Origin of the sequence: Streptomyces solicavernae (genome assembly GCF_029968095.1) — a bacterium.
Taxonomy (GTDB): domain Bacteria; phylum Actinomycetota; class Actinomycetes; order Streptomycetales; family Streptomycetaceae; genus Streptomyces; species Streptomyces solicavernae.
This window is the reverse complement of sequence record NZ_JASCIR010000004.1, coordinates 26,971-52,213: the sequence shown is the minus strand read 5'-3', so window position 1 is coordinate 52,213 and position 25,243 is coordinate 26,971. Positions and strand designations below refer to the sequence as shown.

Annotated in this window: 27 protein-coding genes; 12 read left to right on the top strand and 15 right to left on the bottom strand. The window is 70.7% G+C overall.

The window, feature by feature from the left end:
* Positions 1-132: 132 nt before the first annotated feature.
* Positions 133-687, bottom strand: coding sequence for a carboxymuconolactone decarboxylase family protein (locus tag QIS99_RS06875; protein ID WP_282511526.1), 555 nt, complete (start codon positions 685-687; stop codon positions 133-135).
* Between the two features lie 43 nt (positions 688-730).
* On the opposite strand from QIS99_RS06875, the gene QIS99_RS06870 reads away from it, so the two are divergent.
* Positions 731-1,264, top strand: coding sequence for a MarR family winged helix-turn-helix transcriptional regulator (locus QIS99_RS06870; protein WP_282511953.1), 534 nt, complete (start codon positions 731-733; stop codon positions 1,262-1,264).
* Positions 1,265-1,306: 42 nt separating this feature from the next.
* Positions 1,307-2,254, top strand: coding sequence for an ATP-grasp domain-containing protein (locus QIS99_RS06865; protein ID WP_282511525.1), 948 nt, complete (start codon positions 1,307-1,309; stop codon positions 2,252-2,254).
* 158 nt (positions 2,255-2,412) lie between these two features.
* Here the strand turns inward: QIS99_RS06865 and QIS99_RS06860 are convergent, their stop codons facing one another.
* From QIS99_RS06860 to QIS99_RS06835, 6 genes are all read right to left on the bottom strand, one after another.
* Positions 2,413-2,823, bottom strand: a complete 411-nt coding sequence (locus QIS99_RS06860; RefSeq protein WP_282511524.1) for a YciI family protein — start codon at positions 2,821-2,823, stop codon at positions 2,413-2,415.
* A 178-nt stretch (positions 2,824-3,001) separates the two neighbouring features.
* Entirely contained in the window at positions 3,002-3,271 is a 270-nt protein-coding gene (locus QIS99_RS06855) for a hypothetical protein (protein WP_282511523.1), read from the bottom strand.
* Between the two features lie 64 nt (positions 3,272-3,335).
* Positions 3,336-3,914 (bottom strand): dihydrofolate reductase family protein, encoded by a 579-nt coding sequence (locus QIS99_RS06850; RefSeq protein ID WP_282511522.1) that lies wholly within the window; start codon positions 3,912-3,914, stop codon positions 3,336-3,338.
* 144 nt (positions 3,915-4,058) lie between these two features.
* Entirely contained in the window at positions 4,059-4,664 is a 606-nt protein-coding gene (locus tag QIS99_RS06845; RefSeq protein ID WP_282511521.1) for a GNAT family N-acetyltransferase, read from the bottom strand.
* A gap of 449 nt (positions 4,665-5,113) precedes the next feature.
* Complete coding sequence (locus tag QIS99_RS06840) at positions 5,114-6,208, bottom strand: family 2 encapsulin nanocompartment cargo protein polyprenyl transferase (protein WP_408909503.1); 1,095 nt, start codon at positions 6,206-6,208, stop codon at positions 5,114-5,116.
* An 8-nt stretch (positions 6,209-6,216) separates the two neighbouring features.
* On the bottom strand, positions 6,217-7,623 hold the full coding sequence (locus tag QIS99_RS06835; RefSeq protein WP_282511519.1) for a family 2B encapsulin nanocompartment shell protein: 1,407 nt from the start codon (positions 7,621-7,623) through the stop codon (positions 6,217-6,219).
* A gap of 277 nt (positions 7,624-7,900) precedes the next feature.
* Between QIS99_RS06835 and QIS99_RS06830 the strand changes: the two genes are divergently transcribed.
* The 3 genes from QIS99_RS06830 (at position 7,901) to QIS99_RS06820 (ending at position 9,847) form a co-directional block, all read left to right on the top strand.
* Positions 7,901-8,134: a hypothetical protein gene (locus tag QIS99_RS06830; protein WP_282511518.1), complete on the top strand. Its 234-nt coding sequence runs from the start codon at positions 7,901-7,903 to the stop codon at positions 8,132-8,134.
* Between the two features lie 150 nt (positions 8,135-8,284).
* The gene (locus tag QIS99_RS06825) at positions 8,285-8,875 is read left to right on the top strand and encodes an N-acetylmuramoyl-L-alanine amidase (RefSeq protein ID WP_282511517.1); all 591 of its coding nucleotides are present in this window, start codon (positions 8,285-8,287) and stop codon (positions 8,873-8,875) included.
* A 42-nt stretch (positions 8,876-8,917) separates the two neighbouring features.
* Positions 8,918-9,847 (top strand): 1-aminocyclopropane-1-carboxylate deaminase/D-cysteine desulfhydrase, encoded by a 930-nt coding sequence (locus QIS99_RS06820; RefSeq protein ID WP_282511516.1) that lies wholly within the window; start codon positions 8,918-8,920, stop codon positions 9,845-9,847.
* Here the strand turns inward: QIS99_RS06820 and QIS99_RS06815 are convergent.
* Positions 9,826-11,424: a Na+/H+ antiporter gene (locus tag QIS99_RS06815; RefSeq protein ID WP_282511515.1), complete on the bottom strand. Its 1,599-nt coding sequence runs from the start codon at positions 11,422-11,424 to the stop codon at positions 9,826-9,828. The two genes, QIS99_RS06820 and QIS99_RS06815, sit on opposite strands and share 22 nt — an antisense overlap.
* Before the next feature lie 60 nt (positions 11,425-11,484).
* Between QIS99_RS06815 and QIS99_RS06810 the strand changes: the two genes are divergently transcribed.
* From QIS99_RS06810 to QIS99_RS06800, 3 genes are all read left to right on the top strand, one after another.
* Positions 11,485-11,745: a UBP-type zinc finger domain-containing protein gene (locus tag QIS99_RS06810; protein ID WP_282511514.1), complete on the top strand. Its 261-nt coding sequence runs from the start codon at positions 11,485-11,487 to the stop codon at positions 11,743-11,745.
* A 302-nt stretch (positions 11,746-12,047) separates the two neighbouring features.
* Complete coding sequence (locus tag QIS99_RS06805) at positions 12,048-12,461, top strand: ATP-binding protein (RefSeq protein ID WP_282511513.1); 414 nt, start codon at positions 12,048-12,050, stop codon at positions 12,459-12,461.
* A gap of 17 nt (positions 12,462-12,478) precedes the next feature.
* Positions 12,479-13,489: an RNA polymerase sigma factor SigF gene (locus tag QIS99_RS06800; protein ID WP_408909493.1), complete on the top strand. Its 1,011-nt coding sequence runs from the start codon at positions 12,479-12,481 to the stop codon at positions 13,487-13,489.
* Between the two features lie 61 nt (positions 13,490-13,550).
* Here QIS99_RS06800 and QIS99_RS06795 read toward each other — a convergent pair whose 3' ends face one another.
* Complete coding sequence (locus tag QIS99_RS06795; RefSeq protein WP_282511511.1) at positions 13,551-13,979, bottom strand: hypothetical protein; 429 nt, start codon at positions 13,977-13,979, stop codon at positions 13,551-13,553.
* 147 nt (positions 13,980-14,126) lie between these two features.
* Here QIS99_RS06795 and QIS99_RS06790 point away from each other — a divergent pair, with 147 nt between their 5' ends.
* Entirely contained in the window at positions 14,127-15,095 is a 969-nt protein-coding gene (locus QIS99_RS06790) for a diacylglycerol/lipid kinase family protein (RefSeq protein ID WP_282511510.1), read from the top strand.
* Positions 15,096-15,405: 310 nt separating this feature from the next.
* Positions 15,406-15,663: a WhiB family transcriptional regulator gene (locus QIS99_RS06785; protein ID WP_040248489.1), complete on the top strand. Its 258-nt coding sequence runs from the start codon at positions 15,406-15,408 to the stop codon at positions 15,661-15,663.
* Between the two features lie 225 nt (positions 15,664-15,888).
* Here the strand turns inward: QIS99_RS06785 and QIS99_RS06780 are convergent, their stop codons facing one another.
* A complete protein-coding gene (locus QIS99_RS06780) occupies positions 15,889-17,355 on the bottom strand; it encodes a sensor histidine kinase (protein ID WP_282511951.1) in 1,467 nt (488 codons plus the stop codon).
* A gap of 395 nt (positions 17,356-17,750) precedes the next feature.
* Positions 17,751-18,407, bottom strand: a complete 657-nt coding sequence (locus tag QIS99_RS06775; RefSeq protein WP_282511506.1) for a TetR/AcrR family transcriptional regulator — start codon at positions 18,405-18,407, stop codon at positions 17,751-17,753.
* A 212-nt stretch (positions 18,408-18,619) separates the two neighbouring features.
* On the opposite strand from QIS99_RS06775, the gene nagB reads away from it, so the two are divergent.
* Positions 18,620-19,405, top strand: coding sequence for a glucosamine-6-phosphate deaminase (gene nagB / locus QIS99_RS06770; protein WP_282511504.1), 786 nt, complete (start codon positions 18,620-18,622; stop codon positions 19,403-19,405).
* A gap of 69 nt (positions 19,406-19,474) precedes the next feature.
* Here nagB and QIS99_RS06765 read toward each other — a convergent pair whose 3' ends face one another.
* From QIS99_RS06765 to QIS99_RS06750, 4 genes are all read right to left on the bottom strand, one after another.
* Complete coding sequence (locus tag QIS99_RS06765) at positions 19,475-20,977, bottom strand: glycoside hydrolase family 3 protein (protein WP_282511499.1); 1,503 nt, start codon at positions 20,975-20,977, stop codon at positions 19,475-19,477.
* Positions 20,978-20,986: 9 nt separating this feature from the next.
* Positions 20,987-21,832, bottom strand: coding sequence for a carbohydrate ABC transporter permease (locus tag QIS99_RS06760; protein ID WP_282511497.1), 846 nt, complete (start codon positions 21,830-21,832; stop codon positions 20,987-20,989).
* Positions 21,829-22,752 (bottom strand): carbohydrate ABC transporter permease, encoded by a 924-nt coding sequence (locus QIS99_RS06755; RefSeq protein WP_282511496.1) that lies wholly within the window; start codon positions 22,750-22,752, stop codon positions 21,829-21,831. Before QIS99_RS06755 ends, QIS99_RS06760 begins: the two co-directional genes overlap by 4 nt.
* A gap of 83 nt (positions 22,753-22,835) precedes the next feature.
* The gene (locus tag QIS99_RS06750) at positions 22,836-24,104 is read right to left on the bottom strand and encodes an extracellular solute-binding protein (protein ID WP_282511494.1); all 1,269 of its coding nucleotides are present in this window, start codon (positions 24,102-24,104) and stop codon (positions 22,836-22,838) included.
* A 335-nt stretch (positions 24,105-24,439) separates the two neighbouring features.
* On the opposite strand from QIS99_RS06750, the gene QIS99_RS06745 reads away from it, so the two are divergent.
* Positions 24,440-25,225: a GntR family transcriptional regulator gene (locus QIS99_RS06745; protein ID WP_282511949.1), complete on the top strand. Its 786-nt coding sequence runs from the start codon at positions 24,440-24,442 to the stop codon at positions 25,223-25,225.
* The last annotated feature ends 18 nt before the right edge of the window (positions 25,226-25,243 follow it).

Below are 25,243 nucleotides of genomic sequence, written 5' to 3'. Positions count from 1 at the left end.
CACCAGGTGCATCGGCGAGCATGCCGGGCAGGTCGTAGCGGGGCCGCTGCCACTGGTAGAGGACTGCCGGGCGGCCAGGTCCCGGTCACCGTTGCAGGCGCTCCCCGCGAGGCGGTCGCGGTCGGTCACGCCTCAGGCGGTCTGCGCTGGGTCTCGGCGCTCGTTCGCCGGCGCCCGCACCAGGCGGTTGGCGAAGGTTGACATCGTGTACGTGCCGATGCCGAGGACGACTTCCAGGGCGTTGCGCCGGGTGTGACCGTGGGCGAGGAAGTCCGACAGGTCCGCGTCACTGACCGCGCCGGCCGAGGTCAGCACCGCGAGGGTGAACCGGCGTACGGCTTCGAGGCGTTCGTCGTCCAGCGGGCGCTGCCCGCACATCGCGTCGACCGTCGCCTGCGGGGCGCCGAGCGCGGCCAGCTTCGCGGTGTGCATGGCCACGCAGACCTGGCAGTCGTTGCGCACGGCCACGGTCATGATGACCGTCTCGCGGGCGAGCGGGTCGAGCGTGCTCTGCTCGAACATTCCGCTCAACCGCTGAAATCCGTCGAGGAGTTCGGGCGACCCTGCGAGGCGCGCCGCCGCGGCCGGCACAAACCCCAGGCTGCGCTCGATCCGCTCAAGGGCCCGCCGGGAACCGGCCGGTGCGGAGGCCGGCGTGTACTCCTCGAACATCGTTTGCTGCGACATGACTCCCCCTGGAATCGACTGGAATCGACTGGAATCGACTAGAATCGACAACGTGCTTGACGAAAAGAAAGTAAAGCAGGTTGTCGATTTCGACAAGGCGCCGGGCGAGCGGGAGACTCCGGGCTTCGAGCTGCCCCTCCTCCTCTTCGCGGGATTCCGCACCCTCATCGACGAACTGCACGCCGAACTCGCCCGCCAGGGCCATCCCGACGTGCGCCCCGCCCACGGCTTCGCCCTGCAGGCCATCGGCCTCGGGCCGGACGCGGCAAGCACCACCGAGGTCGGCCGGAGCCTCGGCGTGAGCAAGCAGGCGGCCGGCAAGACCGTCGACCGGCTCGTCGAACTCGGCTACGCGGAGCGCTCCGACGACCCCGCCGACGCCCGCCGCAAGCTGGTGCGCCTCACTCCGCACGGCCGCGACGCCCTGGCCCGCTCCGCGGCGATCTTCGAGGCTCTGCGCACCCGCTGGGCCACGGCCCTCGGCGGCGACCGCCTGCGCGACCTGGAGGACGCCCTGCGCACGGTCACCCCGGCCGAGTCGTTCGGCCTGGACGCCTCGGCGTGGCTGCGCGGATAGCGGATAGCGGATAGCGGATAGCGGATAGCGGATAGGAGAACCATGAGTCCCCGCGACCCCCACGCCCACCCCCACCCACACCCACACCCCCGCCTCCTCTACGTCACCGACCTCGGCTACGAGGCCCGCGGGCGGCGGTACTGCGACGAGGACATCTTTCTCAGCGGGCGACTGCGGGCCGAGTCCGGCTTCGACGTCGCGCTCTGCCACCCGCTGGACGCCGCCGCGCTCCTGGACGCCTTCGACCTGGTCGTCGTACGCAACAGCGGACCCGTCCTCAACTACCTGGACGCGTACGAGGAGTTCAGGTCCCGCGCGCTCGCCTCCGGGAAGGCCGTCCACAACCCGTTGACCGGCCGGGCCGACATGGCGGGCAAGCAGTATCTGCTCGACCTGACCTCCGCCGGGTTCCCCGTCATCCCGACCGTCGACCGTGCCGCGCACCTCGACCGGCTGCCCGCCGCGGCCGAGTACGTCGTGAAGCCCGCGCTCGGGGCGGACTCCATCGGCCTGCGGGTCGTACCGCGCGCCGGGCTCTCCCGAGCCTTTGACGACACCGGCTCGCGGCTCCTCGTCCAGCCGCGCATCCCGTTCTCGTACGAGGTGTCGTTCTACTTCGTCGACGACGACTTCCAGTACGCCCTGCGCACCGCCGAGGGCGGCGAGCGCTGGGAGCTTCAGCCGTACGAACCGGCCCCCGCCGACCTTGAGTTCGCGCGGCGCTTCATCGCCTGGAACACGCTCGACCACGGCATCCAGCGCGTCGACGCCTGCCGCGCCCCGGACGGCGAACTGCTGCTCGTGGAGCTGGAGGACCTCAATCCGTATCTCTCGCTCGACCTGGTCGCGCCGGAGGTGCGGGAGCGGTTCGTGGGGCGGATGGTGCGGTCGCTGCGGGAGTGCCTGGCGGCAGCCGGGGAGGCCGGGACGACCGGGACGACCGGGACGACCGGGACGACCGGGACGGCCGGGGCGGCTGGTACGTGCTGATCAGTCCGCGTCCCGCTCGCCCAGTCGGGACGGTCGCACGCGTAGGCAGTGCATTTCGGGGGCGCTGAGCGTGCGCCGGGACGCGCGGGCGAAGCGCGCAGCCTCGCGGTCGCCGGTCGCCGGCGCGCTCCAGGAGGACCCTCGGCCCGGTTCTCGGTTCAGCTCTCGGCGCCCTGGATCGGCCGGATGACCACCGGGTACTCGGGCGCGCCGGCCGGCTGCGGGCACTCCATGATCCGGTTGGCGATCTCGGTGACCCGCTCCAGGCTCTCGCAGTCGAGGACCCAGTACCCGGCGAGTACCTCCTTCGACTCCCCGTACGGGCCGTCTGTGATGACAGGACGGCCCTCCTTGTCCCTGCCGACGAACCGCGTCTGCGCCGGCTCCGTGAGCCCCTGCCCGTCGACCATCTCGCCGGACTCGGCGAGGTCGTTGTTGAGGTTCTCCATGAACGAGAACATCGCCTGCATGTCCTCCTCGCTCCAGGCCGCCGGGCTGTGCTCGTTCGGCTTGCCGCTCATGGCCTCGTAGTCGGACTGCGTGCCCTGCACCATCACCAGGTACTTCATGGTCCACTCCTTGCTCGGGCCCCTGTGGGGCGACTGTCACAGGGGACGTCGGAGCGCCCCGGCGGTTCTCGACACCACTCGACGAATCGCGGCGAAGTGTTTTCTTAGGCGGTGTTTTCTAAGGCGGCGTGTCTTCTACGGGTAAGGCGGCGTGTCTTCTACGGCGGTGCTTGCCCGTTCACGGATGGCGCAGCCTTTCAAGGCGCTCGCTGCGGCTCGGCTTCCCGTGCGACGTGGCGTTCTCGGCCCGGTCGTCGCCCTCACCCTCACCCTCGCCCTCCGCCACACGCGCGGCGCATCCGTCGTGGTGGCACGGGCCCGGACCCCAGCTGGGGACGTACGCCCCGAGCACCTTGCGGCGCTTGACGACCGTCTCCACCGGCTGTTTGCACGCCGGGCACACCTGCTCGGCACGGCGCGGCGCGGCCCGGTCTTCTTCCTTGGCCATACGTCCAGGTTATTCCCGTTCGTCACCCCCGACCAGCCGTCCGCACCCAGCCGTGCGCGACCTGCTACTCCCTGCCGTACGTGGTGATCACGACCCCGCTGCCGAACGACCTCACCGCCTCCAGCGCGAACTCCCTGATCCCGAACCCCGCCTTGGCCAGCGGCATGCCGGACCCCAGGAAGCAGGGGTACGTCTTGATCACCAACTCGTCTATCTCGTCGACCAGTTGGCCCGCCAGGTCCGCGCCGCCACAGAGCCAGATGTCGAGCCCGTCCTGCTGCTTGAGCTCCCGCACCTTGGCGGCCACGTCACCGGCGATCACCTCCACCTCCGGCTCGGGCGCCTTCTCGATGCTGCGCGAGACGACGTACTGCTTCAGGTGCGCATACGGGCTCGTGAGCCCCTGCGGCAGCCCCACCTCGTACGTACCGCGCCCCATCAGGACGGTGTCGTAACGGCGGTTCGGCCGGTCGTCGATCCCGAAGTGCCGCCGCGCGAACGTGGGCAGCGCCTCGGGCATCTCGGCGAAGCCGTACGCGAGGAACTCCTCGTCGACGTACTTCGTGAAGAACTCCGCCTCACCGTCGACGTCTCCGATGAACCCGTCGATCGAGGTGGCGATCAGATACGAGAGCTTGCGCAACGCGACCCCTCCACTGCTTGACTGCACCCGACTTGATTGCACCCAGCTTGGCTGCACCCGACATTCGACACTGCGTTCGCAGCACTGCACTCATACTGCTTCAGTTGTAGTGGTTACGCAAAGCGGTTGGGGGCGCGGCCCCGGTCAGGGCGTGGCCGTGGCTACCGGCTCCCGCCACATCGGGAACATCTGCGGCCCGTCCGGGAGTCGGACCGGCTCACCCCTGAGCGCGAAGCCCAGCCTCTCGTACAGCTCCCGGCTGCGTTCGCTGCTCGCCTCCAGGTACGCGGGCGATCCCGTGCGGTCGCAGCGCTCCAGGACCGACGTCAGGAGCGCCGTGCCGAGCCCCTTGCCCTGCCGTTCCGGAGTCGCCGCGATCAGGAGCAGGTAGTGGTGCGCCCGGTCGTGCGGGTGGACGGCGCCGGTCAGCCGGCCGACCAGCTCGGCCCGTTCGTTCTCCGGGTCGGCGATCTCCCGCATGCGCGCGGGGGTGCCGTCCTCCTCCTCCGGCACACCCGCCGACACCTGGAGCCAGAGCGCGGCCGCAGCGCCGTCCTCCGTAATGTCGACCCAGCCCTCACCCAGGGCGACGTCCAGGAAGACGCCCATGAACGCGCCGTGGACCTTGCGCCGATGCGTCTCGTCGGGGAACACCCAGCTGCTCACCGGGTCGTACTGGAACGCCTCGTCGAGCAGCCGCACCAGGCGCTCCCTGTCCCCCTCGCCCGCCCTGCGCATCGCCACACCCATCCGCGCCACTCCCCCAACTCCCGGCGTACATCGAGCTGTTGAAGCGTAGACGCCACTCCCTCGCGCCGGGCCCGGCCCCCTCGCACACTGGCGCGAACCGACCGCCCTTCCTCCTCCTCTCCATGTCGGCGGCACGAGGGCCCGCCCCCTCCTCTCTTCCCCCTCCTCTCTTTCCCTCTCTTCCCCTCCGCCCCCTCGCCCCGTCCCCCTGTAACCCCCGCCCCCGTTCGGACCGGCCCGGCCAGGCCTCCCTCCCGGGTGGGCCGGGCCGGTCTCCGCCTGTAGCCCCTGTCACTCCTCCCCTCTGCTGCCGCGGCCCGGCCGGCCACCCTGCCGTGGTCCGTCCCGGCCGAACCGCCCGGACCTTCCTCCGCGCGGTCGACTACGCCCCTCCGCCACCCCCTTCCTCGCCCGAACGGACCTCTCGACCGGACCTCATCGGCCGGACCTCACGACACCCGTCGCGTCATGAACTCCGCGAGTGCCAGCAGGCCGCCCGCCGCCTCCGGGTCCGGGATCGCCCGGGAGAGTTGGGCGACCGCCTGGGACATCCGGTCGGCGGCCTGCGTCTGGGCCCAGTCGCGGCCGCCCGCGCGGTCGATCGCGGCTGCGGCGCGGTCCACGTCGGCCGGTCTCAACGCCGGGTACAGCTCGGCCAGTTCCGCCCCGGCCGCCGCATCCGAGGTGAGCGCCGCCACCACGGGCAGCGACTTCTTGCCGGCCAGCAGATCCGCCCCGACCGGCTTGCCGGTGCGCGCCGGATCGCCCCAGATGCCGATGATGTCGTCGATCAACTGGAAGGCGAGCCCCGCCTGTCTGCCGAAGGCGTCCATCGCCTCCACCTGCTCCACCCCCGCACCCGCGTACAGCGCACCGAGCGCACACGCGCACCCGAGCAGTGCGCCCGTCTTCGCCTCTGCCACGCCCAGGCACTCATCGAGCGTGACCTGGTCGCAGGGCCGGTCCTCCAAGGCCGTGTCCACGTGCTGGCCCTCGCAGAGCTCCACCAGACACGCGGCGAGCCGTGCGGCCGCGCGCCCCGCGGCGGGGTGCTGGTCGTCCGCGAGCACCCGCAGGGCCAGTGCCTGCAGCGCGTCACCGGCGAGGATCGCGTCCGCGTCGCCGAACACCGTCCAGGCGGTGGGGCGGTGTCTGCGGGTGCTGTCGCGGTCGATCACGTCGTCGTGCAGCAGCGTGAAGTTGTGGGCCAGCTCCACCGCGGCGGCCGCCTTCACGGCCGCCGCCGGCGAGCCGCCGAGGGCGCGTGCCGCCGCCAGCACCAGGCCCGGCCGGATCGCCTTGCCGCCCCGCCCCGCCGCGGGCCGGCCGTCCGCGTGCTCCCACCCGAAGTGGTACGTCACGATCCGCCGCATCGTCCCGGGCATCGAGTCGACCGCCTTGCGCAGCTCGGGCTCGACGGCCTCCCGGGTGCGGTCGAGGAGCGCGGCCACCTCCTGGCTCTCGCCGCCCCCGCCCTCGCGGGCCTGCGGAACCGCGCCTCGTACCTCGCCGGCGGTGCGGGACGCCTCGTCCACCGTCAGCATCCGCTCGCTCACCGCCAGCGCCCGATCTCGACGTTCTCCAGGATTCCCAGCGCATCGGGCACCAGGACCGCAGCGGAGTAGTAGGCCGTCACCAGATAGGACATGATCGCCTGCTCGTTGATGCCCATGAAGCGCACCGAGAGGCCCGGCTCGATCTCGTCCGGGAGGCCGGACTGTCGCAGCCCGACGACGCCCGAGTCCTCCTCGCCCGTACGCATACAGATGATGGACGTCGTACCGGCCTCGCTGACCGGGATCTTGTCGCACGGGAAGATCGGCACGCCGCGCCAGGACGGCACCGGCCGGCCGTCCACCTCGACGCTCCCCGGGTACAGGCCGCGCTTGTTGCACTCGCGGCCGAAGGCGGCGATCGCGCGCGGGTGGGCGAGGAAGAGCCTGGACCCGCGCCGGCGGCTGAGCAGTTCGTCCAGGTCGTCCGGGCTCGGCGCGCCGTCGTGGGGCTGGAGGCGCTGGTCGTACTCGCAGTTGTTGAGGAGGCCGAACTCCCGGTGGTTGACCAGCTCGTACTCCTGGCGCTCCTTGAGTGCCTCCACCGTGAGCCGCAGCTGCTGCTCGGTCTGGTTCATCGGCTGGTTGTAGAGGTCCGCCACGCGCGTGTGGACGCGCAACACGGTCTGGGCGACGCTCAGTTCGTACTCGCGCGGGGACGGTTCGTAGTCCACGAAGGTGGCCGGGATGGCCGGTTCGCCGACGTGGCCCGCCGAGAGGTCGATCTCCTTCTCGCCGTACTTGTTGGTGCGCTGCTGCGGGATGGCCTGCACCTGCGCGAGGTGCGTGCGCAGCGACTCCGCGCCGGCCGCGACCGCTTCGAGCTCCCGGCGGGGCAGCACGAGCACGGTGCAGCTCGTCACGGCCCGCGTCGTGTACTCCCAGATGGCCTCCTGGTCGAGGACGCAGGCGTCCCCGAAGTACGAGCCGTCGGCGAGGACGCCGAGCACCGAGTCGTCGCCGTAGGGACCCGAGCCGACCTTTTCCGCGCGGCCGTGGGCGAGCAGGAACACGCCGTCCACCCGGCTGCCGAACGAGGCCAGGGTCTCGCCCGGCGCGAACTCCCGCTGCTCGCACCGGCGGGCGAGCTCGCCCAGGACCTCCAGGTCCTCGTACGTCCGCAGCGCCGGCAGCTCGCCCAGCTCGGCGGGGATCAGCTGCACCTGATCCCCGGTCTTGACGAAGGTGACGCGTCCGTCGCCGACCGAGTAGCTCAGCCGTCGGTTCACGCGGTACGTGCCGCCCTGCACCTGCACCCAGGGCAGGCGCCTGAGGAGCCAGCGCGAGCTGATCTCCTGCATCTGGGGGGTGGACTTCGTGGTGGTGGCCAGATTCCGCGCGGCGCCGGTGGCCAGACTCTGCTGAGCCCCGGCCTGTTCCGTGCGGATCTCTTCGCCTACCGACATGTCTGTGCCCTCTCCCTCGGTCGTGACCCGCGCCGGTCAGCTGTCCGGCGCGGACAACCAGGCTTTCATCACGCAGAGTTGTCACGCCATCACACAAACGAGCGGGAATGGATCACCCATTGACGGGGCACCTGCACGAAATCCCGTGTTCCGCTTCCGAGCCGGGCCGCCCGGCCGCCGGGCACCCCCGCAGGAACTCGAAGATCGGGCCGTCCGTTCACGTCACGCACCCGAACCGCACCACAGGCACCACAGGCACCACGACAGGAGACGAGTCATGGCAGGCTTCCTGGACCGCGCCAAGGAGCAGGCGCAGCGCGGCATCACGCAGGGCAGGCAGAAGCTCGACGAGGCGCAGGCGCAGCGCGCGGGCGGAGACCTCTTGAAGAAGCTGGGCGCCGCGTACTACGCGGAGCGCAACGGCGGGGGCGACCCGCGGGCCACGCTGCAGGCCCTGCAGGCCGTGGAGGCGCACATCGCGGCGCATGGCGACGGCATCCTCAGGGGCTGACCCCGACGACCCGTCACCCCGGTGTCCGGATCGTGTCGCACACCGCGTCGAAAGCGCCAGAACTGCTGGCCCCCGTACCGACGTTCCGGTACAAGCGGGACATGAGGTGGTGCGCATTCGGCCGCCGCCGCGGCCCATGACGGAGGCGTCATGTCCGATCCCATGTCCGCGGGAACCTTCCTCGACGCCCTCAGGGACGAAGGGCTCACGGTCGTCGAAGTGCGCGAGTGGCGCACGCACAGCCGCAACCACAAGGGGCCGTGGGGCCCGGTCCACGGCGTGATGATCCATCACACGGTGACCACGGGCAGCGCCGAGACCGTCCGCATCTGCTACGACGGCCACGCCTCGCTCCCCGGCCCGCTCTGCCACGGCGTGATCACCAAGGACGGCAGCGTCCACCTGGTGGGCAACGGCCGCGCCAACCACGCCGGCCTCGGTGACGACGACGTGCTGCGCGCCGTCATCGCCGAACGCCGCCTGCCGCATGACAACGAGGCGAACACCGACGGCAACCGCTACTTCTACGGCTTCGAGTGCGAGAACCGCGGCGACGGCACGGACCCCTGGCCGGCGGCCCAGCTGGAGGCCATCGAGAAGGCGGCCGCAGCGGTCTGCCGCCGCTACGGCTGGAACGAGCGGTCCGTGATCGGCCACCTGGAGTGGCAGCCGGGCAAGGTGGACCCGCGCGGCTTCGGCATGGACACCATGAGGCAGCGCATCGCCGAACGCCTCAAATGACCCGGCACGCGCGCGTGCCGGACGCGCGGCGACAATGACGAGGTGAACGCCGCCGACCTGACCCGACTGCACCCCCGGCTCCCCTCGCCGCTGCACGGGCTCGACGACGAGCGCTTCACCCGCCACGGCGTCCGGCTCCTCCTCAAGCGCGACGACCTGATCCACCCCGACCTGCCCGGCAACAAGTGGCGCAAGCTCGCCCCGAACCTGCGGGCCGCCGCCGGACGCCCCGTCCTGACCTTCGGCGGCGCCTACTCCAACCATCTGCGCGCCACCGCCGCCGCGGGCCGCCTCCTCGGCTTCGACACGATCGGCGTCGTCCGCGGCGACGAACTGGCCCACCGCCCCCTCAACCCGTCCCTCGCGCGGTGCGCGGCCGACGGCATGCGGCTGCACTTCGTCGACAGATCGACGTATCGCCGGAAAGGCGAACCAGAGGTGCGGAACGCCCTCCTCGCCGCGGCCGGCGTCGATCCGCAGCAGATCCACGTCGTCCCCGAGGGAGGCTCCAACCCCCTCGCCGTACAGGGCTGTACGGAGCTCGGCGCCGAACTGCGCGAGGCGGCCGACGTGGTGGCCGTCGCCTGCGGCACGGGCGGCACCCTCGCGGGCCTCGCGGCGGGACTCGCCCCAGGTCAGCGGGCGATCGGCGTTTCCGTACTGAAAGGCGGCTTCCTCACCGCGGAGGTGGAGCGGCTGCAGCGCGAGACGTTCGGGGAGCGCACCGGCGCATGGCGCCTGGAGGACCGCTTCCACTGCGGCGGATACGCCCGCACGACCCCCGAACTCGACGCCTTCGCCGCGGACTTCGAGCACCGCCATGGCCTGCCGCTCGAACGTCACTATGTCGCCAAGATGCTGTACGCCCTGAAAACGCTCACAGAAGAAGGGGTTTTCCCGGCCGGCACGCGGCTCGTCGCGGTGCTCACCGGCCGCCCCTGGGAACCGGCTCAGCCGGCCTCCTCCCGATAGGCGGCCGCCTCTTCGAGGTCGAGGCGGCGCAGCAGCGTACGCAGCATCTCGTCGTCGATCCGCCGCCGGTCCCGCAGCTGTACGAAGACGGCGCGCTCGGCGGCCAGAGTCTCGCGGGAGAGCCTGCGGTAGGTGTCGTCGGCGGACTCGCCGGTCAAGGCGTTGGTGGTGCCGAGGCGCTCCCACACGGCGTTGCGGCGCCGCTCAAGGACCGTGCGCAGGCGGTCGGCGAGGGGGCCCGGGAGGGCGTTGCGCTCGTCGGCGAGGAGTTCCTCCAGGCGCCGCTCGGCCGCCCGTGAGGCCTCGCTCTGCGCCTGCGCCTCGGCGAGCGTCTCGGCCCGCTCGTCCCGCCCCCGCACCTTGAGGACCCGGATCAGCCACGGCAGCGTGAGCCCCTGCACGACCAGCGTCCCGATGACCGTGGTGAAGGTCAGGAACAGCACCAGGTTGCGGCCGGGGAACGGCTCCCCGTCGTCCAGCGTGAGCGGGATGGAGAACGCGATCGCGAGGGACACCACGCCGCGCATGCCGGCCCAGCCCACGACCAGCGGCCCGGTCCAGTTCTGGTCGGCCTCCCGCTCCCTGATCCGCCGCGACAGCACGCGCGGCAGCAACGTCGCCGGATAGACCCACACGAACCGCACCGCCACGACCACGAGGAACACCGCCACCGCGTACCAGAGCGCCCGCGCACCCTCGTACGCGCCGAGATCCCTGAGCACGACGGGCAGTTGCAGCCCGATGAGCGCGAAGACGGCGGACTCCAGGACGAACGCCACCATTTTCCAGACCGCCGCCTCCTGGAGCCGGGTCGCGAAGTCCACCTGCCAGGAACGGTGTCCCAGATAGAGCGCGACGACCACCACCGCGAGCACCCCGGACGCGTGCACCTCCTCGGCCGCGGCGTAGGCGACGAACGGGATGAGCAGCGACAGCGTGTTCTGCAGCAGCGCCTCCTTGAGGTGCGTACGCAGCCAGTGCAGCGGCACCATCAGGACCAGGCCGACTCCGACACCGCCGAGCGCCGCCACCGCGAACTCCGCGATCCCGCCCGCCCAGCCGGCGCCCTCGCCGACGGCCGCGGCGAGCGCCACCTTGTATGCGGTGATCGCGGTGGCGTCGTTCACCAGGGACTCGCCCTGCAGGATCGTGGTGATCCGCGAGGGCAGGCCCACCCGGCGCGCGATGGCGGTCGCCGCGACCGCGTCCGGCGGCGCGATCACCGCACCGAGCACGAACGCGACGGCCAGCGGCAGCCCCGGCACGAGCAGATGCACCGCGTAGCCGACCACCAGCGTCGCGAACAGCACGTACCCGACCGAGAGCAGCGCCACCGGCCGCCAGTTGGCCCGCAGATCGAGGTACGAGCTCTCCACCCCGGCGGTGTACAGCAGGGGCGGCAGCAGCAGCGGCAGGACGACGTGCGGGTCGAGCTCGTACGGCGGCACCCCGGGGACGTACGACACCGCGAGACCGGCGGCGACGAGCAGCAGGGGCGCGGGAACCGGGGTGCGGCGGGCCGCTCCGGCGACCGCGGCGCTGCCGGCGACCAACAACAGCAACGGCAAGACATACATGGCTCCGGGCCGTCCCCTTCGGCAAGTCCGTTGTCACAGGTGCGTCGTAACCTGGCCATCATGAACGAGTGCCCGCACGTCTCCCTGCTGCCGCACCCCGAGCCGCCGCCCCTCACCGCCACCTGCCCCGAGTGCGAGGCGGTCGGCAGCCACCCCGTGCAGCTGCGCCTCTGCCTGGCCTGTGGACACGTGGGCTGCTGCGACTCCTCCCCGCTGCAGCACGCCTCGGCCCACTTCAAGGACACCGGCCATCCGGTGATGCGCAGCTTCGAGCCCGGCGAGAGCTGGCGCTGGTGCTTCGCGGACGACGCGATCGTCTGACGGCGACGGACAGTGACGGCCCGCGAGACCGCTTCGGACGGTTCGACCGCCCGCGACCTGGGTACGTCAACCCGGCGCGCGCTCTTTCGAATTGGGACCGCGCAACCCCTAGCCACTGTCCGTACCCGTAGACTTACTATGAGTGAACAGACGGGTCCGGGGTCCGCCGGGACAGGGAGTGCGGGAGCGCGATAGCGTCACCTGCTGAACACACAGCGCATCACCCGTGCGACGCTGTGCCGGACCGCCGCCGAGCGGCGGGCCGGAACCCCGAACGTGCTTGTACCACCTTGGAGGTGAGGGTGTCCCAGATCGCAGGCGAGCCCGGGACTCAGGACTTCGTGGAAGTCCGGCTGCCGGCTGCGGGTGCCTACCTGTCGGTGCTGCGGACGGCCACGGCCGGCCTCGCGGCACGCCTTGACTTCACCCTGGACGAGATCGAGGACCTGCGCATCGCGGTCGACGAGGCCTGCGCGATCCTGCTCCAGCAGGCCGTGCCGGGCTCGGTGCTGAGCTGCGTCTTCCGCCTCGTCGACGACTCACTTGAGGTCACGGTCTCGGCGCCCACGACCGACGGCCGCGCCCCCGAGCGCGACACCTTCGCTTGGACGGTCCTGTCGGCCCTCGCGGGCAAGGTCGACTCCCATGTCGCCGACGACAAGACCGTCTCGATCAGCCTGTACAAACAGCGCGGCGCGGGACCCGGGCCGGCGTGAGGAACGGGGACGGGCCGGTGCGTGACGAAGAGCGCAGCACAAGGAGTCTGCCCGCCGAGAACACCGACGGCAGCGACGGAGTGCCCAGGGCGCGGCGCGCCCCGGACATCCCCGAGCAACAGGCCAGGCCGCACCCGGAGGAGCCGGGCACGACGGAGCGGGCACAGCGCGATGACACGGGCGAGCGTCAGGTCGGCGGCGGGCTTGGGGCGCCTCCCAGCGGTAGCCGGGGGAGGGCGGGACACATGACAGAGCACGGGCACCACCACGATCCGCAGGACCGCAGCGGCGCGCGGGCGATGTTCCTCGAACTGCGCAAGCTGCCCGACGGCAGCCCGGAGTACGCGGAGCTGCGCAACCAGCTGGTCCGCATGCACCTGCCCCTGGTGGAGCACCTGGCCCGCCGCTTCCGCAACCGCGGCGAGCCGCTCGACGACCTGACCCAGGTCGCGACGATCGGCCTGATCAAGTCGGTGGACCGCTTCGACCCGGAGCGCGGCGTCGAGTTCTCGACGTACGCGACGCCCACCGTCGTCGGCGAGATCAAGCGGCACTTCCGCGACAAGGGCTGGGCGGTGCGCGTCCCGCGTCGCCTGCAGGAACTGCGGCTCTCCCTCACCACCGCGACCGCCGAGCTCTCCCAGCAGCACGGCCGCTCCCCCACGGTGCACGAGCTGGCCGAGCGGCTGAGCATCTCCGAGGAGGAGGTCCTGGAGGGCCTGGAGTCGGCGAACGCCTACTCCACGCTGTCCCTGGACGTCCCGGACACGGACGACGAGTCCCCGGCCGTCGCGGACACCCTGGGCGCGGAGGACGAGGCGCTGGAGGGCGTCGAGTACCGCGAGTCCCTGAAGCCGCTCCTGGAGGATCTGCCGCCGCGCGAGAAGCGCATCCTGCTGCTGCGGTTCTTCGGGAACATGACGCAGTCGCAGATCGCGCAGGAGGTCGGCATCTCGCAGATGCACGTCTCCCGGCTCCTCGCCCGCACCCTCGCGCAGCTGCGCGAGCGCCTGCTGGTCGAGGAGTAACCGGCCGAGTCAACCGGCCGGAGTCGCCGAGCGGACCCGCGCACGCACCCGGCAAGGCCGTCTAGGCGGCGTCCCGTCGGCCGATGCCCAATGCCTCCGTCGTCTCCGGGTTCACCAGGAGCACCAGCGACGTCACCGCCACCACGGCGAGCGCGATCCCGCCGGGGATCGCCACGCTGTTCGTCTGCAGCAGCTGCCAGGCCACCGGCAGCGCCATGATCTGCGTGATGATCGCCGGGCCACGGCTCCAGCTGCGCAGCTTGAACAGCCCGCGCGCGGCAATCAGCGGCAGCAGCGCCAGCGCGATCATCGTCAGTCCGCCGGTCAGCGCGGTCCGCTGGTCCCCCGCGCTCCCCGCCAGCCCCCGCACCGCGAGGTAGCCGCCCGCGGCGACGAGCACCAGGCCCTCCAGCGCGGCGAGCGCCGCGGCGGCGGTCAGGCGGGGCGGGCGCGGGCCTTCGGGCTTCGGGTTCTGCTCAGCACTGCTCACCCCTGCAGGGTAGCCAGCCCCACCCCATGACCACTCCGGGGGCCGGGGGCCGGGCGCGGGGCGGGCGCGGGCCGGGCCCGGGGCGGGCGCGGGCCGGGCCCGGGGCGGGCGCGGGGCGCGTAAGGAGCGATGGGTACGCTGCTGCTCATGCGTGCAGTCCTCGTGGTCAACCCGGCGGCAACCACCACCAGTGCCCGTACCAGGGACGTACTGATCCACGCGCTCGCCAGCGAGATGAAGCTGGAGGCGGTGACCACGGAGTACCGCGGCCACGCCCGCGACCTGGGACGGCAGGCCGCGGAGAGCAAGGACATCGACATGGTCGTCGCCCTCGGCGGCGACGGCACGGTCAACGAGGTCGTGAACGGCCTCCTGCACAACGGCCCGCGCCCGGCCTCCCTGCCCGGCCTCGCGATCGTCCCCGGCGGCTCCACCAACGTCTTCGCCCGCGCCCTGGGCCTGCCCAACGACCCGGTCGAGGCCACCGGCGCCCTGCTCGACGCCCTGCGCACCGGCAGTGAACGCACGGTCGGGCTCGGCCTGGCCGCCGGCACCCCCGGCACGGACGACGAAGGGGTGCCGGAGCGCTGGTTCACGTTCTGTGCGGGCCTCGGGTTCGACGCCAGCGTGATCGGCCGGGTCGAGAAGGAGCGCGAGCGCGGCAAACGTTCGACACATGCGCTCTACGTACGACAGATGGTGCGGCAGTTCCTCGACGAGCAGAACCGCAGGCACGGCACGATCACCCTGGAGCAGCCCGGCGACGACCCGGTCAGCGATCTTGTCCTTGCCATAGTGTGCAACACCTCACCCTGGACCTACCTGGGCAATCGCCCGGTGTACGCGTCCCCGCAGGCGAGCTTCGACACCGGCCTCGACGTGCTCGGACTGAGCAAGCTGTCGACCCCCGCGATGGCCCGTTACGCGACCCAGCTGCTGACCTCGACGCCGGAGCGCGGACCGCACGGCAAGCACGCGGCGGCGCTGCACGATCTGACGGACTTCACCTTGCAATCCAAGGCCCCGCTCCCCTTCCAGATGGACGGAGACCACCTGGGACTGCGTACAAGCGTGACGTTCACAGGCGTACGCCGTGCACTGCGTGTGATTGTGTGAGCGGAAGGCGCTAAAGTCCTTGCACTCGAACGTTTAGACCAGGATCCACCCCATAGAATGACGGCTGTGACCTAGCCGACACCGAGGAATCAAAAAAAACTTCCCGGAAGGGGTTGTATCCGCCGCCGAGGTTTGCGAATCTCTTCTTGGCGCTCAGGACGGCCCGCAACACCGGCCCCACAGAGAGCCCGAACCCCCTCTCTCACACAGGACCTGCACCAGGCAACTGGTGGTTGGCCCTTCCCTTGCGAGGGGATTCGTGAAAGCGTTCACATTCACAAGCACGTAACACCAAGGAGAGGTAGCAGCCATGGACTGGCGTCACAACGCCGTTTGCCGCGAGGAAGACCCCGAGCTGTTCTTCCCCATCGGCAACACCGGTCCTGCGCTGCTGCAGATCGAGGAAGCCAAGGCCGTCTGCCGCCGCTGCCCCGTCGTGGAGCAGTGCCTGCAGTGGGCGCTTGAGTCCGGCCAGGACTCCGGCGTCTGGGGTGGCCTCAGCGAGGACGAGCGTCGCGCGATGAAGCGCCGCGCCGCCCGCAACCGGGCCCGCCAGGCCAGCGCCTGACACCCCCACCCCTAACGAGCCTGAGCCCGGCGGCGCGTACGGCGAGTACGCATCTCCCGCCCCCGAGCCGCAGCGCGCAGTACCCCCCGATGCGCTCAGCAACGTGAGCAGTAAGCCCCGGACCCATCAGAGTCCGGGGCTTACTGCTGTTCGGGTGCGGCACAACTGCCTTACGGGAACGCCGGGTTGAGGCCGGACTCCCCCGCCGGGCCGGTGTGATCCGTGCTACTTCTCGCCCTGCACCGGGATGTCGAGGATCACCCGGGTGCCCTTCTCCGGCGCCGGGACCATGTCGAACGTGCCGCCCAACTCGCCCTCCACCAGGGTCCGTACGATCTGCAGGCCGAGGTTGCCGGCGCGGGTCGGGTCGAAGTCGGCGGGCAGGCCCACGCCGTCGTCCTGGACGGTGATCAGCAGGCGGGCGTCCTTGCGGGTGCCGCCGCGGACCGCGGAGACCTCGACCGTGCCGGTGTCGCCCTGGCGGAAGCCGTGCTCCAGGGCGTTCTGCAGGACTTCGGTGAGGACCATCGACAGGGGGGTGGCGGTCTCGGCGTCCAGGATGCCGAAGCGGCCGCTGCGGCGGCCGGTCACCTTGCCCGGGGAGATCTCGGCGACCATGGCGAGGACGCGGTCGGCGATCTCGTCGAACTCGACGCGTTCGTCGAGGTTCTGGGAGAGCGTCTCGTGCACGATCGCGATCGAGCCGACCCGGCGCACGGCCTCTTCGAGCGCCTCGCGGCCGCGGTCGGACTCGATGCGGCGGGCCTGCAGGCGGAGCAGGGCCGCGACGGTCTGGAGGTTGTTCTTCACCCGGTGGTGGATCTCCCGGATGGTGGCGTCCTTGGTGATCAACTCGCGCTCGCGGCGGCGGAGTTCGGTGACGTCGCGCAGCAGTACGAGGGAGCCGATGCGGGTGCCCTTGGGTTTGAGGGGGATGGCGCGGAGCTGGATCACGCCGTCCTCCCCCTCGACCTCGGTCTCGCGCGGGGCCCAGCCGCTGGCCAGCTTGACCAGGGCCTCGTCCACGGGGCCGCGGGACGGGGCGAGGTCGGCGGTGGTCCGGCCGAGGTGATGGCCGACGAGGTCGGCGGCGAGGCCCAGGCGGTGGTACGCGGAGAGGGCGTTCGGCGAGGCGTACTGCACGATGCCGTCGGCGTCCAGGCGGATCAGGCCGTCGCCCACGCGCGGGGACGCGTCCATGTCGACCTGCTGGCCGGGGAACGGGAAGGACCCGGCGGCGATCATCTGGGCGAGGTCGGAGGCGCTCTGGAGGTAGGTGAGTTCCAGGCGGCTGGGCGTGCGGACCGTGAGGAGGTTGGTGTTGCGGGCGATGACGCCGAGGACGCGTCCCTCCATGCGTACGGGAATGGACTCGACGCGGACCGGGACCTCCTCGCGCCACTCCGGGTCGCCCTCGCGCACGATGCGGCCCTCGTCGAGCGCGGCGTCGAGCAGGGGGCGGCGGCCCCGGGGGACGAGGTGGCCGACCATGTCGTCCTGGTACGACGTGGGGCCTGTGTTGGGGCGCATCTGGGCGACCGACACGTAACGGGTGCCGTCGCGTGTGGGGACCCACAGGACCAGGTCGGCGAAGGAGAGGTCGGAGAGCAGCTGCCACTCCGAGACCAGCAGGTGCAGCCACTCAAGGTCGGTGTCGCCGAGGGCTGTGTGCTGGCGTACGAGTTCGTTCATGGAGGGCACGTGTGCGAGCGTACCTTTCGGCTCGGACAGTGCGGGGCCCGGCGGTTTCGGGCCCGGAAACACCCGCGGGCCGCGGCGCCTGAGAGGGACCCTCAACCCTCACCGGCACCGCAGCCCGGAGCTGATCCGGTCGTCGGGTGTGCGGTCCCGCGCGACCGGGAGGCTCCGACGCGGTCAGGGCAGAGAGCGTCGGGCGCCTCCTCCGCTCTTCTGTGCGGGAAGAGCGGAAGCTTGGATCGTTGAAGCTGTGGAGCTTCGAAGCGGTGGAACTTGGAGCTTTGAAGCTTTACCTGTGCATTGTGGACTAGACCATTATCCGATGTCCATGCGTCGGCAGAGATTGTTCTTCTTGTTTCTTCCTCCGACCGCATCCGGGGTCAACGGTCTCATGATGCCGGGGGCCAAGCGGTCATGGCCAGGTCGGCGACGCGTTCCAGTTCCTGTCGGCTCGCGCCGTCCCTGGCCTGCTGGGACATGCCCTGGAAGACGGCGGCGGTGTAGCGCGCGAGGGCGGGGGCGTCGCAGCCGCCGGGGAGTTCGCCGGTGGCGACGTCCGCGCGGATGCGGGTCGCGAACTCGGCGATGTTGGCGTTGCGCCGCTCCCGCAACGTCTCCTCGACCTCCGGTGTCGTGCAGTTGGTGGCCGCGTGGATGACGAGGCAGCCGTGCGGGCGGCCGGGGGCGGCGAACTCGGCGGCGGCCTCGCGCAGCATGCGGGCGAAGCCGGCGCGGGCGGTCGGTTCCTCGTCGAGGGCTCGGGATCCGAAGGCGCCGTACGTGTCCACGTACTCCGTGAGGACTTCCTCGAAGAGCGTGCGCTTGTCGCCGAAGGCTGCGTACAGGCTGGGCGGGCCGATGCCCATGGCCCGGGTGAGGTCGGAGACGGACGTGGCCTCGTAACCCCGCTCCCAGAAGGTCCAGATCGCCTGGCGCAGGGCCTGTTCGCGGTCGAAGGAGCGGGGGCGGCCGCGCTGCTTCGTGCCGCCGGCCGCCTGTTCCGACGGACGGCTCGTGCGTCTCTGCGCTGCTGGGTTCGCCACCATGGAGTGAATTGTATAGCGGGCGCTAGAAAAACGGGCCCGAGGGGTGCAGACTTTTCGTGACGGCCGCGGGTTCGGCGGGCGGAGAGTGTGCGGATTCGACGGGCGGAGAGTGTGCGGATTCGACGGGCGGGGAGGGCATGACTCTGTTAGATTGGTCTAAACCACTAGACCGCAGAGCGTGCACATCCACTACCCAGATCGGCAGGCCCAGCGTGGAAGTTGTCATCGTCAAGGACGCCAAGGCGGGCGGAGAGCTCATCGCGGGGGCCGTCGCGGACCTGCTGGCCCGCAAGCCCGACGCGCTGCTCGGCGTGGCCACCGGCTCGACCCCGCTGCCCATCTACGACGCGCTGATCGCGAAGGTGCGGGGCGGCGGAGTGGATGCCTCGCGGGCCCGGATCTGCCAGCTCGACGAGTACGTGGGACTGCCCGCCGGACACCCGGAGTCGTACCGCGCGACGGTGCTGCGGCAGGTCGTCGAGCCGCTCGGGCTGCCCGCGGAGCAGTTCATGGGGCCCGATGGCAGCGCGGCGGACGTGCAGGCGGCGTGCGAGGCGTACGAGGAGGCGCTGGCCGCGGCCGGCGGGGTGGACCTGCAGATCCTGGGGATCGGGACCGACGGGCACATCGGGTTCAACGAGCCGTGCTCCTCGCTGGCGTCGCGTACGCGGATCAAGACGCTGACCGAGCAGACGCGCATCGACAACGCCCGGTTCTTCGGCAACGACATCGAGCAGGTGCCGCACCACGTCATCACGCAGGGCATCGGGACGATTCTGGACGCGCGTCATCTGGTGCTGCTCGCGACGGGCGAGGGGAAGGCGGAGGCGGTGGCGCAGACCGTGGAGGGGCCGGTGGCCTCGCTCGTGCCGGCGTCGGCCCTGCAGTTGCATCCGCGTGCGACGGTGGTGGTGGATGAGGCCGCCGCGTCGAAGTTGAAGCTTGCGGAGTATTTTCGGCATGCGTACGACAACAAGCCGGAGTGGCAGGGGATTTGAGGGGTGCCCCTCGCCCTCAGGCGCCGGGTCCGTTGGGCCCGGCGCCTTTCTTTTCAGCCCCGAGCGGTATTACGCCTCCCCCACCAACACCTCCCCCACCAACGCCTCCGCCGCCGCCGCCCCGCACACCCTTGCCGCGCCGTACGTCGCGAGATGGATCGCGCCGCGGGGTGGGGACTGGGGGACGCCCATTTCGACGATCACCGTGTCCGGGCGGGAGGCGAGGAGCGTGTCCAGGGCCTCGGACATCCAGCCGTGGCGGTGGGCGTCGCGGACGACGGCGACGATGCGGCGGTCGCCGGCCGCCGCGAGGATCTGGCGCGGGTCCGATTCCGCCGTGTAGCTGCCGGTCTCCGTGCCGGGGAGCAGACGGGCCAGCTCGGCGGCGACGCCCCAGGGGGTCTCGTCGCCCACCGCGATGTTGGCCATCGGCGTCAGCGCGGCCACGTACGCGGGTGAAGTCAGCCGTGGGTGCTCGCCGTTGACGGTGATCGCGAGGGCGCGGCGGGCCGCCGTCCGGCCGATGTCGCGGCCGGTTCCGCTCTCGACGCGTACGGCAGACGCGGACCACTCCCCCAGCGCGCGCACCCGCGCGGCCGCGTCGGCGAGGCGTTCCTCGGGGAGTTCGCCGTCGCGTACGGCCGTGACGAGGGCGTCGCGCAGGCGCAGGACCGTCTGCTCGTCGGCGAGGCCGCCGCCCACGCAGATCGCGTCGGCGCCCGCGGCGACGGCGAGGACGCTGCCGCGTGCGATGCCGTAGGTGGCGGAGATGGCCTGCATCTCCATGCCGTCGGTGACGATCAGGCCGTCGAAGTTCAGCTCCTCGCGGAGCAGGCCGGTGAGGATGCGGCGGGAGAGGGTGGCCGGGTGGTCAGGGTCGAGGGCCGGGAGCAGGATGTGCGCGCTCATCACGGCTTTCGTGCCGGCGGCGATCGCCGCGCGGAAGGGCGCCAGCTCCCGTTCCCGCAGCACCTCCAGGGAGGCGTCGATACGCGGCAGGGAATGGTGCGAGTCGACGGCCGTGTCGCCGTGGCCCGGGAAGTGCTTGGTGCAGGCCGCGACCCCGGTGGACTGCAGGCCCTCGACGTACGCGGCGGTGTGCCGGGCGACGAGGGCCGGGTCGGCGCCGAAGGACCGTACGCCGATGACCGGGTTGTCGGGGTTGGAGTTGACGTCGGCCGACGGGGCCCAGTTGAGGTTGACCCCGCAGGCGGCGAGGCGGCGGGCGAGTTCGGCGGCGACGTCGCGGGTCAGGGCCGCGTCGTCCACCGCGCCGAGGGCGTGGTTGCCGGGGAAGGAGGAGCCGGTGCGGACCTCCAGGCGGGTGACGTCGCCGCCCTCCTCGTCGATGGCGACCAGGACGTCGTCCCGCTCGGCCCGCAACTGGGCGGTGAGCGCGGCCAGTTGCTCGGGCGATGCGATGTTGCGGCCGAACAGGCCGACCGAGTGCAGGCCCTCGCCGATGCGGCGGAGCAGCCAGTCCGGTGCGCTGGTGCCGACGAAGCCGGGCTGCAGAACGGTCAGCGCGTCCCGGGTGAGGGTGTCCGTGGCACGGGTGCGGAGTGTCGTCATACGGCGGGTTTATCCCTTCACGGCGCCTGCGGTGAGGCCGCTGACGGCCTTGCGCTGCAGGAAGAGGAAGAGGAGCAGGATCGGGATGGCGAAGAGCGAGGAGGCGGCCATGGTGGCGCCCCAGTCGTCGCCGAAGACGGTCTGGAACTTGGAGATCCACAGCGGCAGGGTCTGCGCCTCGGCCTGCTTGTTGAGGATCAGCACCATCGGGAACTCGTTCCAGGCGGTGATGAAGCCGAACAGGGAGGTCGACATCAGGCCGGGCGCGAGCAGCGGCAGGATCACCTTGACGAAGGCCTGCGGCCGGCTGCACCCGTCGACCATCGCGGATTCCTCCAGGTCCTTCGGTATGGCCCCGACGAAGCCGCGCAGGGTGAGCAGCGTGAAGGGCAGCACCATCATCATGTAGAACACGGTGAGCGGGATCAGGCTGTTGAGCATGTCGGCGTCGCGGACGATCAGGTAGATCGCGATGACCATGACTTCCCAGGGCGCCATCTGCGCGAGCATGAACGCGACGATGAAGCCGCGCCGCCCCCGGAACCGCATCCGGGCCAGCGCGAACGACGCGAGCAACCCGATGACCAGGGAGAACAGCACCGCTAGGACCGTGACGGTCACCGAATTCCGTACCAGCGTCCAGAAGTTGTCGGCGGTGACGGCGGTGCGGAAGTGCTCGAAGGTGAAGTCGACGGGGAACCAGACGGGGTCCTCGCTGATGATGTCGCCGGTCGGTTTGAAGGCCGTGGCGAACATCCAGTAGACGGGGAAGACGAAGACGAGGGTCAGCACGGTGGCCAGGGCGTTGGGCCAGACGCGGCGGAGCACCGAAGACGCGGCTCGGGGGCGGCTCACAGCTCGTCCTCCTCTTGCTTGAGCACGATGCGCAGGTAGTACGCGGTCAGGGCGAGCAGGATCACGATGGTGAGCAGCGCGATCGCGGAGCCCATGCCGAAGTGCTGGTTGCCGAAGCCCTCGATGTACGCGTACACGGGCAGGATCTCGGTGAGCCGGTTCGGGCCGCCCTCGTTGATCGCGAAGACCTGCGTGAACGCCTTGAAGACCCAGATGATCTCCAGGAACGTGGTGGCGTAGAGGAAGGGCCGCAGGAACGGCACGGTGACCGAGGTGAAGCTCTTCCAGGCACCGGCGCCGTCCAGCGCGGCGGCCTCGTAGAGCTCCTTGGGGATGGTGGTCGTGGCGGCGTACAGGTTGATCGCCACGAACGGGATGGACTGCCAGACGATGAGCAGGGTGACCACGGCGAAGGTGGAGAACTGGGTGGCGAGCCAGTTGTGGTCGGCCATCGAGTGGAAGCCGAGCCGGTCGAGCACCCAGTTGACGACGCCGAAGCGCTGGGCGAAGAGCCACTTGTAGACGGTGACGGCCGCGATCGGCGGCATCGCCCAGGCGAGGACCAGCCCGATCAGCAGGGTGAGCCGCATCCGCTTGCCGAGCCGTGCGAGGAGCAGGCCGACGAGGGTGCCGAGGATCATGATCAGTACGACGTTGGCGCCGGTGAACAGGACGGATCTGACGGTGACCCGCCAGAAGTCCGGACTGCTCAGCACCTCGGCGTAGTTGTCGAGGCCGTTCCACTCCGTGAGGTGCTGGATCAGCTGCCTCATGTTGAGGTTCTGGAACGACAGGAGCCCGTTCTTGACCAGCGGCCAGCCGAGCAGCAGCAGGGTCGCCGCGAGGGCGGGAAGCAGCAGCAGATAGGGCGCGAGTGCGGTGGTGCGGGCGCGTGCGCTCTGCACGGTCATGCTCGCCATCACTTTCGTACGAGAGGGTTCAGAGCAGGCGGTACGCGCCGGGGGCGGGGGCGGGGAGGCCGGGTGCCGCCCCCGGCGCGTGGTCACTGCTTCTGCGCCAGGCGCTTGTTGAACTCGCCCTCGACCTGCTTGGCGGCCGCGGCGTGCGACTTACCGTTCAGGACGGCGGTCATGTACGTCTTGATGGGGTTCGGCGGGTTCTCCACGGCGGCCCACTCGGGGATCAGCGGGGTGGTGCCGCCGGAGGCGACGGCGGCCGCGGCGGCCTCGCCGGCGGGCTGGCCCTTCAGGTTGTGCTGCAGCGACTCCTTGTTGGGGATGACGCCGAGTTCCTTGGACAGCTGGCCCTCGAACTTGTCGGAGAGCGCGATCTTCAGGAATTCCTTGGCGAGTTCCTGCTGCTCGCTGCCCGCGGCGACGGCGAGGTTGGAGCCGCCGAGGAAGACTCCCTCGGGCTTGTCGGCGGTCTCGCCGGGGATCGTGAAGTAGCCGATGTGCTTCTCGATCTCCGGGTTGGCCTTGATCGCGGTGGCGGCCTCCCAGCCCATGCCGATGAACGCGCCGGTCTTGCCCTTGGCGAAGACCTCGGCCTGCTGCGGGGTGGCCTCGTCCTTGTCCTTGGGGGCGGTGGAGTACGAGGCGTACTTCTGGTAGATCTCCATGGCCTCGCCGACCTTCGGGTCCGCGAGGTTGGACACCCACTTGTCGCCCTTCTTCTTCACCAGGTCGGCGCCGGTGCCGATGGTGAGGCCGTCGAAGAAGTACCAGTTCTGGCCGGGCATGTAGATGGGCTCGGCGTCGGTCTCGGCCTCGATCCTGTCGAAGGCCTTGAAGAGTTCGGCGCGGGTCTTCGGGATCTCGGTGACGCCGGCTTCCTTGAAGACCTTCTTGTTGTAGACGACCACGCGGTTGGCGGCGAACCAGGGGGCCGCGTACTGCTTGCCGTCGAAGACGGACGCTTTGTTGAGGCTCTCGGTCCAGTCGGCGCCGATGGACTTCTTCAGGTCGTCGAGTTCGGCGAGGCCGCCGGTCTGCGCGTACGCCGGGGTCTGGGTGTTGCCGATCTCGAAGACGTCCGGCGGGCTCTCCTCGGAGAGTGCGGTGGTCAGCTTCTGCTGGATGCCGTTCCACTGCTGGATCTCGATCTTCAGCTTGGCGCCGGTCTTCTTCTCGAAGGCGGCCTTGACGTCCTTCGTCCAGCCGTCCGGGGTCGAACCGTCCATGGCCCACAGGGTCAGCGTCTGACCCTTGAAGCCGTCCGCCCCCGCGTCCTTGCCGTCGTCCGAGCCGCAGGCAGCGACCGACACCACCAGGCCCGCTGCACCGATCGCGGCTATGAGCTTGCGCTTCACGTCACCCTCCTCAGGGATGCCAGCAACCCCCCACCCACTTCGGCGACATGTGGCAGTGCACTGTTCGTGGGACTGGGACCTGGTCTTTAATGGTGTAGACCAGCACGGGGAGCTTGGCCTAGACCTTTAGGGGTGTCAAGGGTCATCAGACGGGTCCCCCATCCCGTTACCCGACCGACACCTGAGGGAGCGCGACCGGTCCCGGCCGGGGCGTGCCACGATGTGAGCCGCGACAGACGGAGGAGCCGGTGACGGCAGCAGCACAGGAGCCGCAGCAGGGCGCCGCGCGGAAGGCGTCTTCGAACAGCGGCGGCCGGGAGACGGGCGGGCGAGAGATGACCACCGAGGCGGACAGCACCCAGAGCACGGCGGGGACCGCGGCGGCCGAGCCGCAGGGCCCGGCACGCACCGCGCGTGTGCCCAAGTACTACCGCCTCAAGAAGCACTTGCTCGACATGACGGAAACGCTGCCGCCCGGCACGCCCGTACCGCCCGAGCGCACCCTCGCCGCCGAGTTCGACACCTCGCGGACCACCGTGCGGCAGGCGCTGCAGGAGCTCGTCGTCGAGGGGCGGCTTGAGCGGATCCAGGGCAAGGGCACGTTCGTCGCCAAACCGAAGGTGTCCCAGTCGCTCCAACTCACGTCGTACACGGAGGACATGAAGGCGCAGGGGCTCGAACCCGCCTCGCAGCTCCTGGACATCGGGTACGTCACGGCCGACGACCGGCTCGCCGGGCTGCTCGGCATCGCGGCCGGCGGCCGGGTCCTGCGCATCCAGCGGCTGCGCCTCGCGAACGGCGAGCCGATGGCGATCGAGACCACGCACCTGTCCGCCAAGCGCTTTCCCGCGCTGCGCCGTTCGCTCGCCAAGTACACCTCGCTGTACACCGCGCTCGACGAGGTCTACGACGTCCACCTCGCCGAGGCCGAGGAGACCATCGAGACCTCGCTCGCCACCCCGACCGAGGCCGCGCTGCTCGGCACCGACGTGGGCCTGCCGATGCTGATGCTGTCCCGGCACTCCCTCGACGCCTCGGGGCGGCCGGTGGAGTGGGTGCGGTCGGTGTACCGCGGGGACCGGTACAAGTTCGTGGCGCGGCTGCAACGGCCGCAGAAGTAGCGGCGGTCGCCACAACGG

Excerpts from the sequence above, each read along its gene's own strand:
- QIS99_RS06875 (WP_282511526.1), bottom strand. The coding sequence starts at position 687 with ATGTCGCAGCAAACGATGTTCGAGGAGTACACGCCGGCCTCCGCACCG.
- QIS99_RS06865 (WP_282511525.1), top strand. The coding sequence starts at position 1,307 with ATGAGTCCCCGCGACCCCCACGCCCACCCCCACCCACACCCACACCCC.
- QIS99_RS06860 (WP_282511524.1), bottom strand. The coding sequence starts at position 2,823 with ATGAAGTACCTGGTGATGGTGCAGGGCACGCAGTCCGACTACGAGGCC.
- QIS99_RS06855 (WP_282511523.1), bottom strand. The coding sequence starts at position 3,271 with ATGGCCAAGGAAGAAGACCGGGCCGCGCCGCGCCGTGCCGAGCAGGTG.
- QIS99_RS06845 (WP_282511521.1), bottom strand. The coding sequence starts at position 4,664 with ATGGGTGTGGCGATGCGCAGGGCGGGCGAGGGGGACAGGGAGCGCCTG.
- QIS99_RS06840 (WP_408909503.1), bottom strand. The coding sequence starts at position 6,208 with ATGCTGACGGTGGACGAGGCGTCCCGCACCGCCGGCGAGGTACGAGGC.
- QIS99_RS06835 (WP_282511519.1), bottom strand. The coding sequence starts at position 7,623 with ATGTCGGTAGGCGAAGAGATCCGCACGGAACAGGCCGGGGCTCAGCAG.
- QIS99_RS06830 (WP_282511518.1), top strand. The coding sequence starts at position 7,901 with ATGGCAGGCTTCCTGGACCGCGCCAAGGAGCAGGCGCAGCGCGGCATC.
- QIS99_RS06825 (WP_282511517.1), top strand. The coding sequence starts at position 8,285 with ATGTCCGATCCCATGTCCGCGGGAACCTTCCTCGACGCCCTCAGGGAC.
- QIS99_RS06815 (WP_282511515.1), bottom strand. The coding sequence starts at position 11,424 with ATGTATGTCTTGCCGTTGCTGTTGTTGGTCGCCGGCAGCGCCGCGGTC.
- QIS99_RS06810 (WP_282511514.1), top strand. The coding sequence starts at position 11,485 with ATGAACGAGTGCCCGCACGTCTCCCTGCTGCCGCACCCCGAGCCGCCG.
- QIS99_RS06790 (WP_282511510.1), top strand. The coding sequence starts at position 14,127 with ATGCGTGCAGTCCTCGTGGTCAACCCGGCGGCAACCACCACCAGTGCC.
- QIS99_RS06785 (WP_040248489.1), top strand. The coding sequence starts at position 15,406 with ATGGACTGGCGTCACAACGCCGTTTGCCGCGAGGAAGACCCCGAGCTG.
- QIS99_RS06780 (WP_282511951.1), bottom strand. The coding sequence starts at position 17,355 with ATGAACGAACTCGTACGCCAGCACACAGCCCTCGGCGACACCGACCTT.
- QIS99_RS06775 (WP_282511506.1), bottom strand. The coding sequence starts at position 18,407 with ATGGTGGCGAACCCAGCAGCGCAGAGACGCACGAGCCGTCCGTCGGAA.
- QIS99_RS06765 (WP_282511499.1), bottom strand. The coding sequence starts at position 20,977 with ATGACGACACTCCGCACCCGTGCCACGGACACCCTCACCCGGGACGCG.
- QIS99_RS06755 (WP_282511496.1), bottom strand. The coding sequence starts at position 22,752 with ATGGCGAGCATGACCGTGCAGAGCGCACGCGCCCGCACCACCGCACTC.
- QIS99_RS06745 (WP_282511949.1), top strand. The coding sequence starts at position 24,440 with ATGACCACCGAGGCGGACAGCACCCAGAGCACGGCGGGGACCGCGGCG.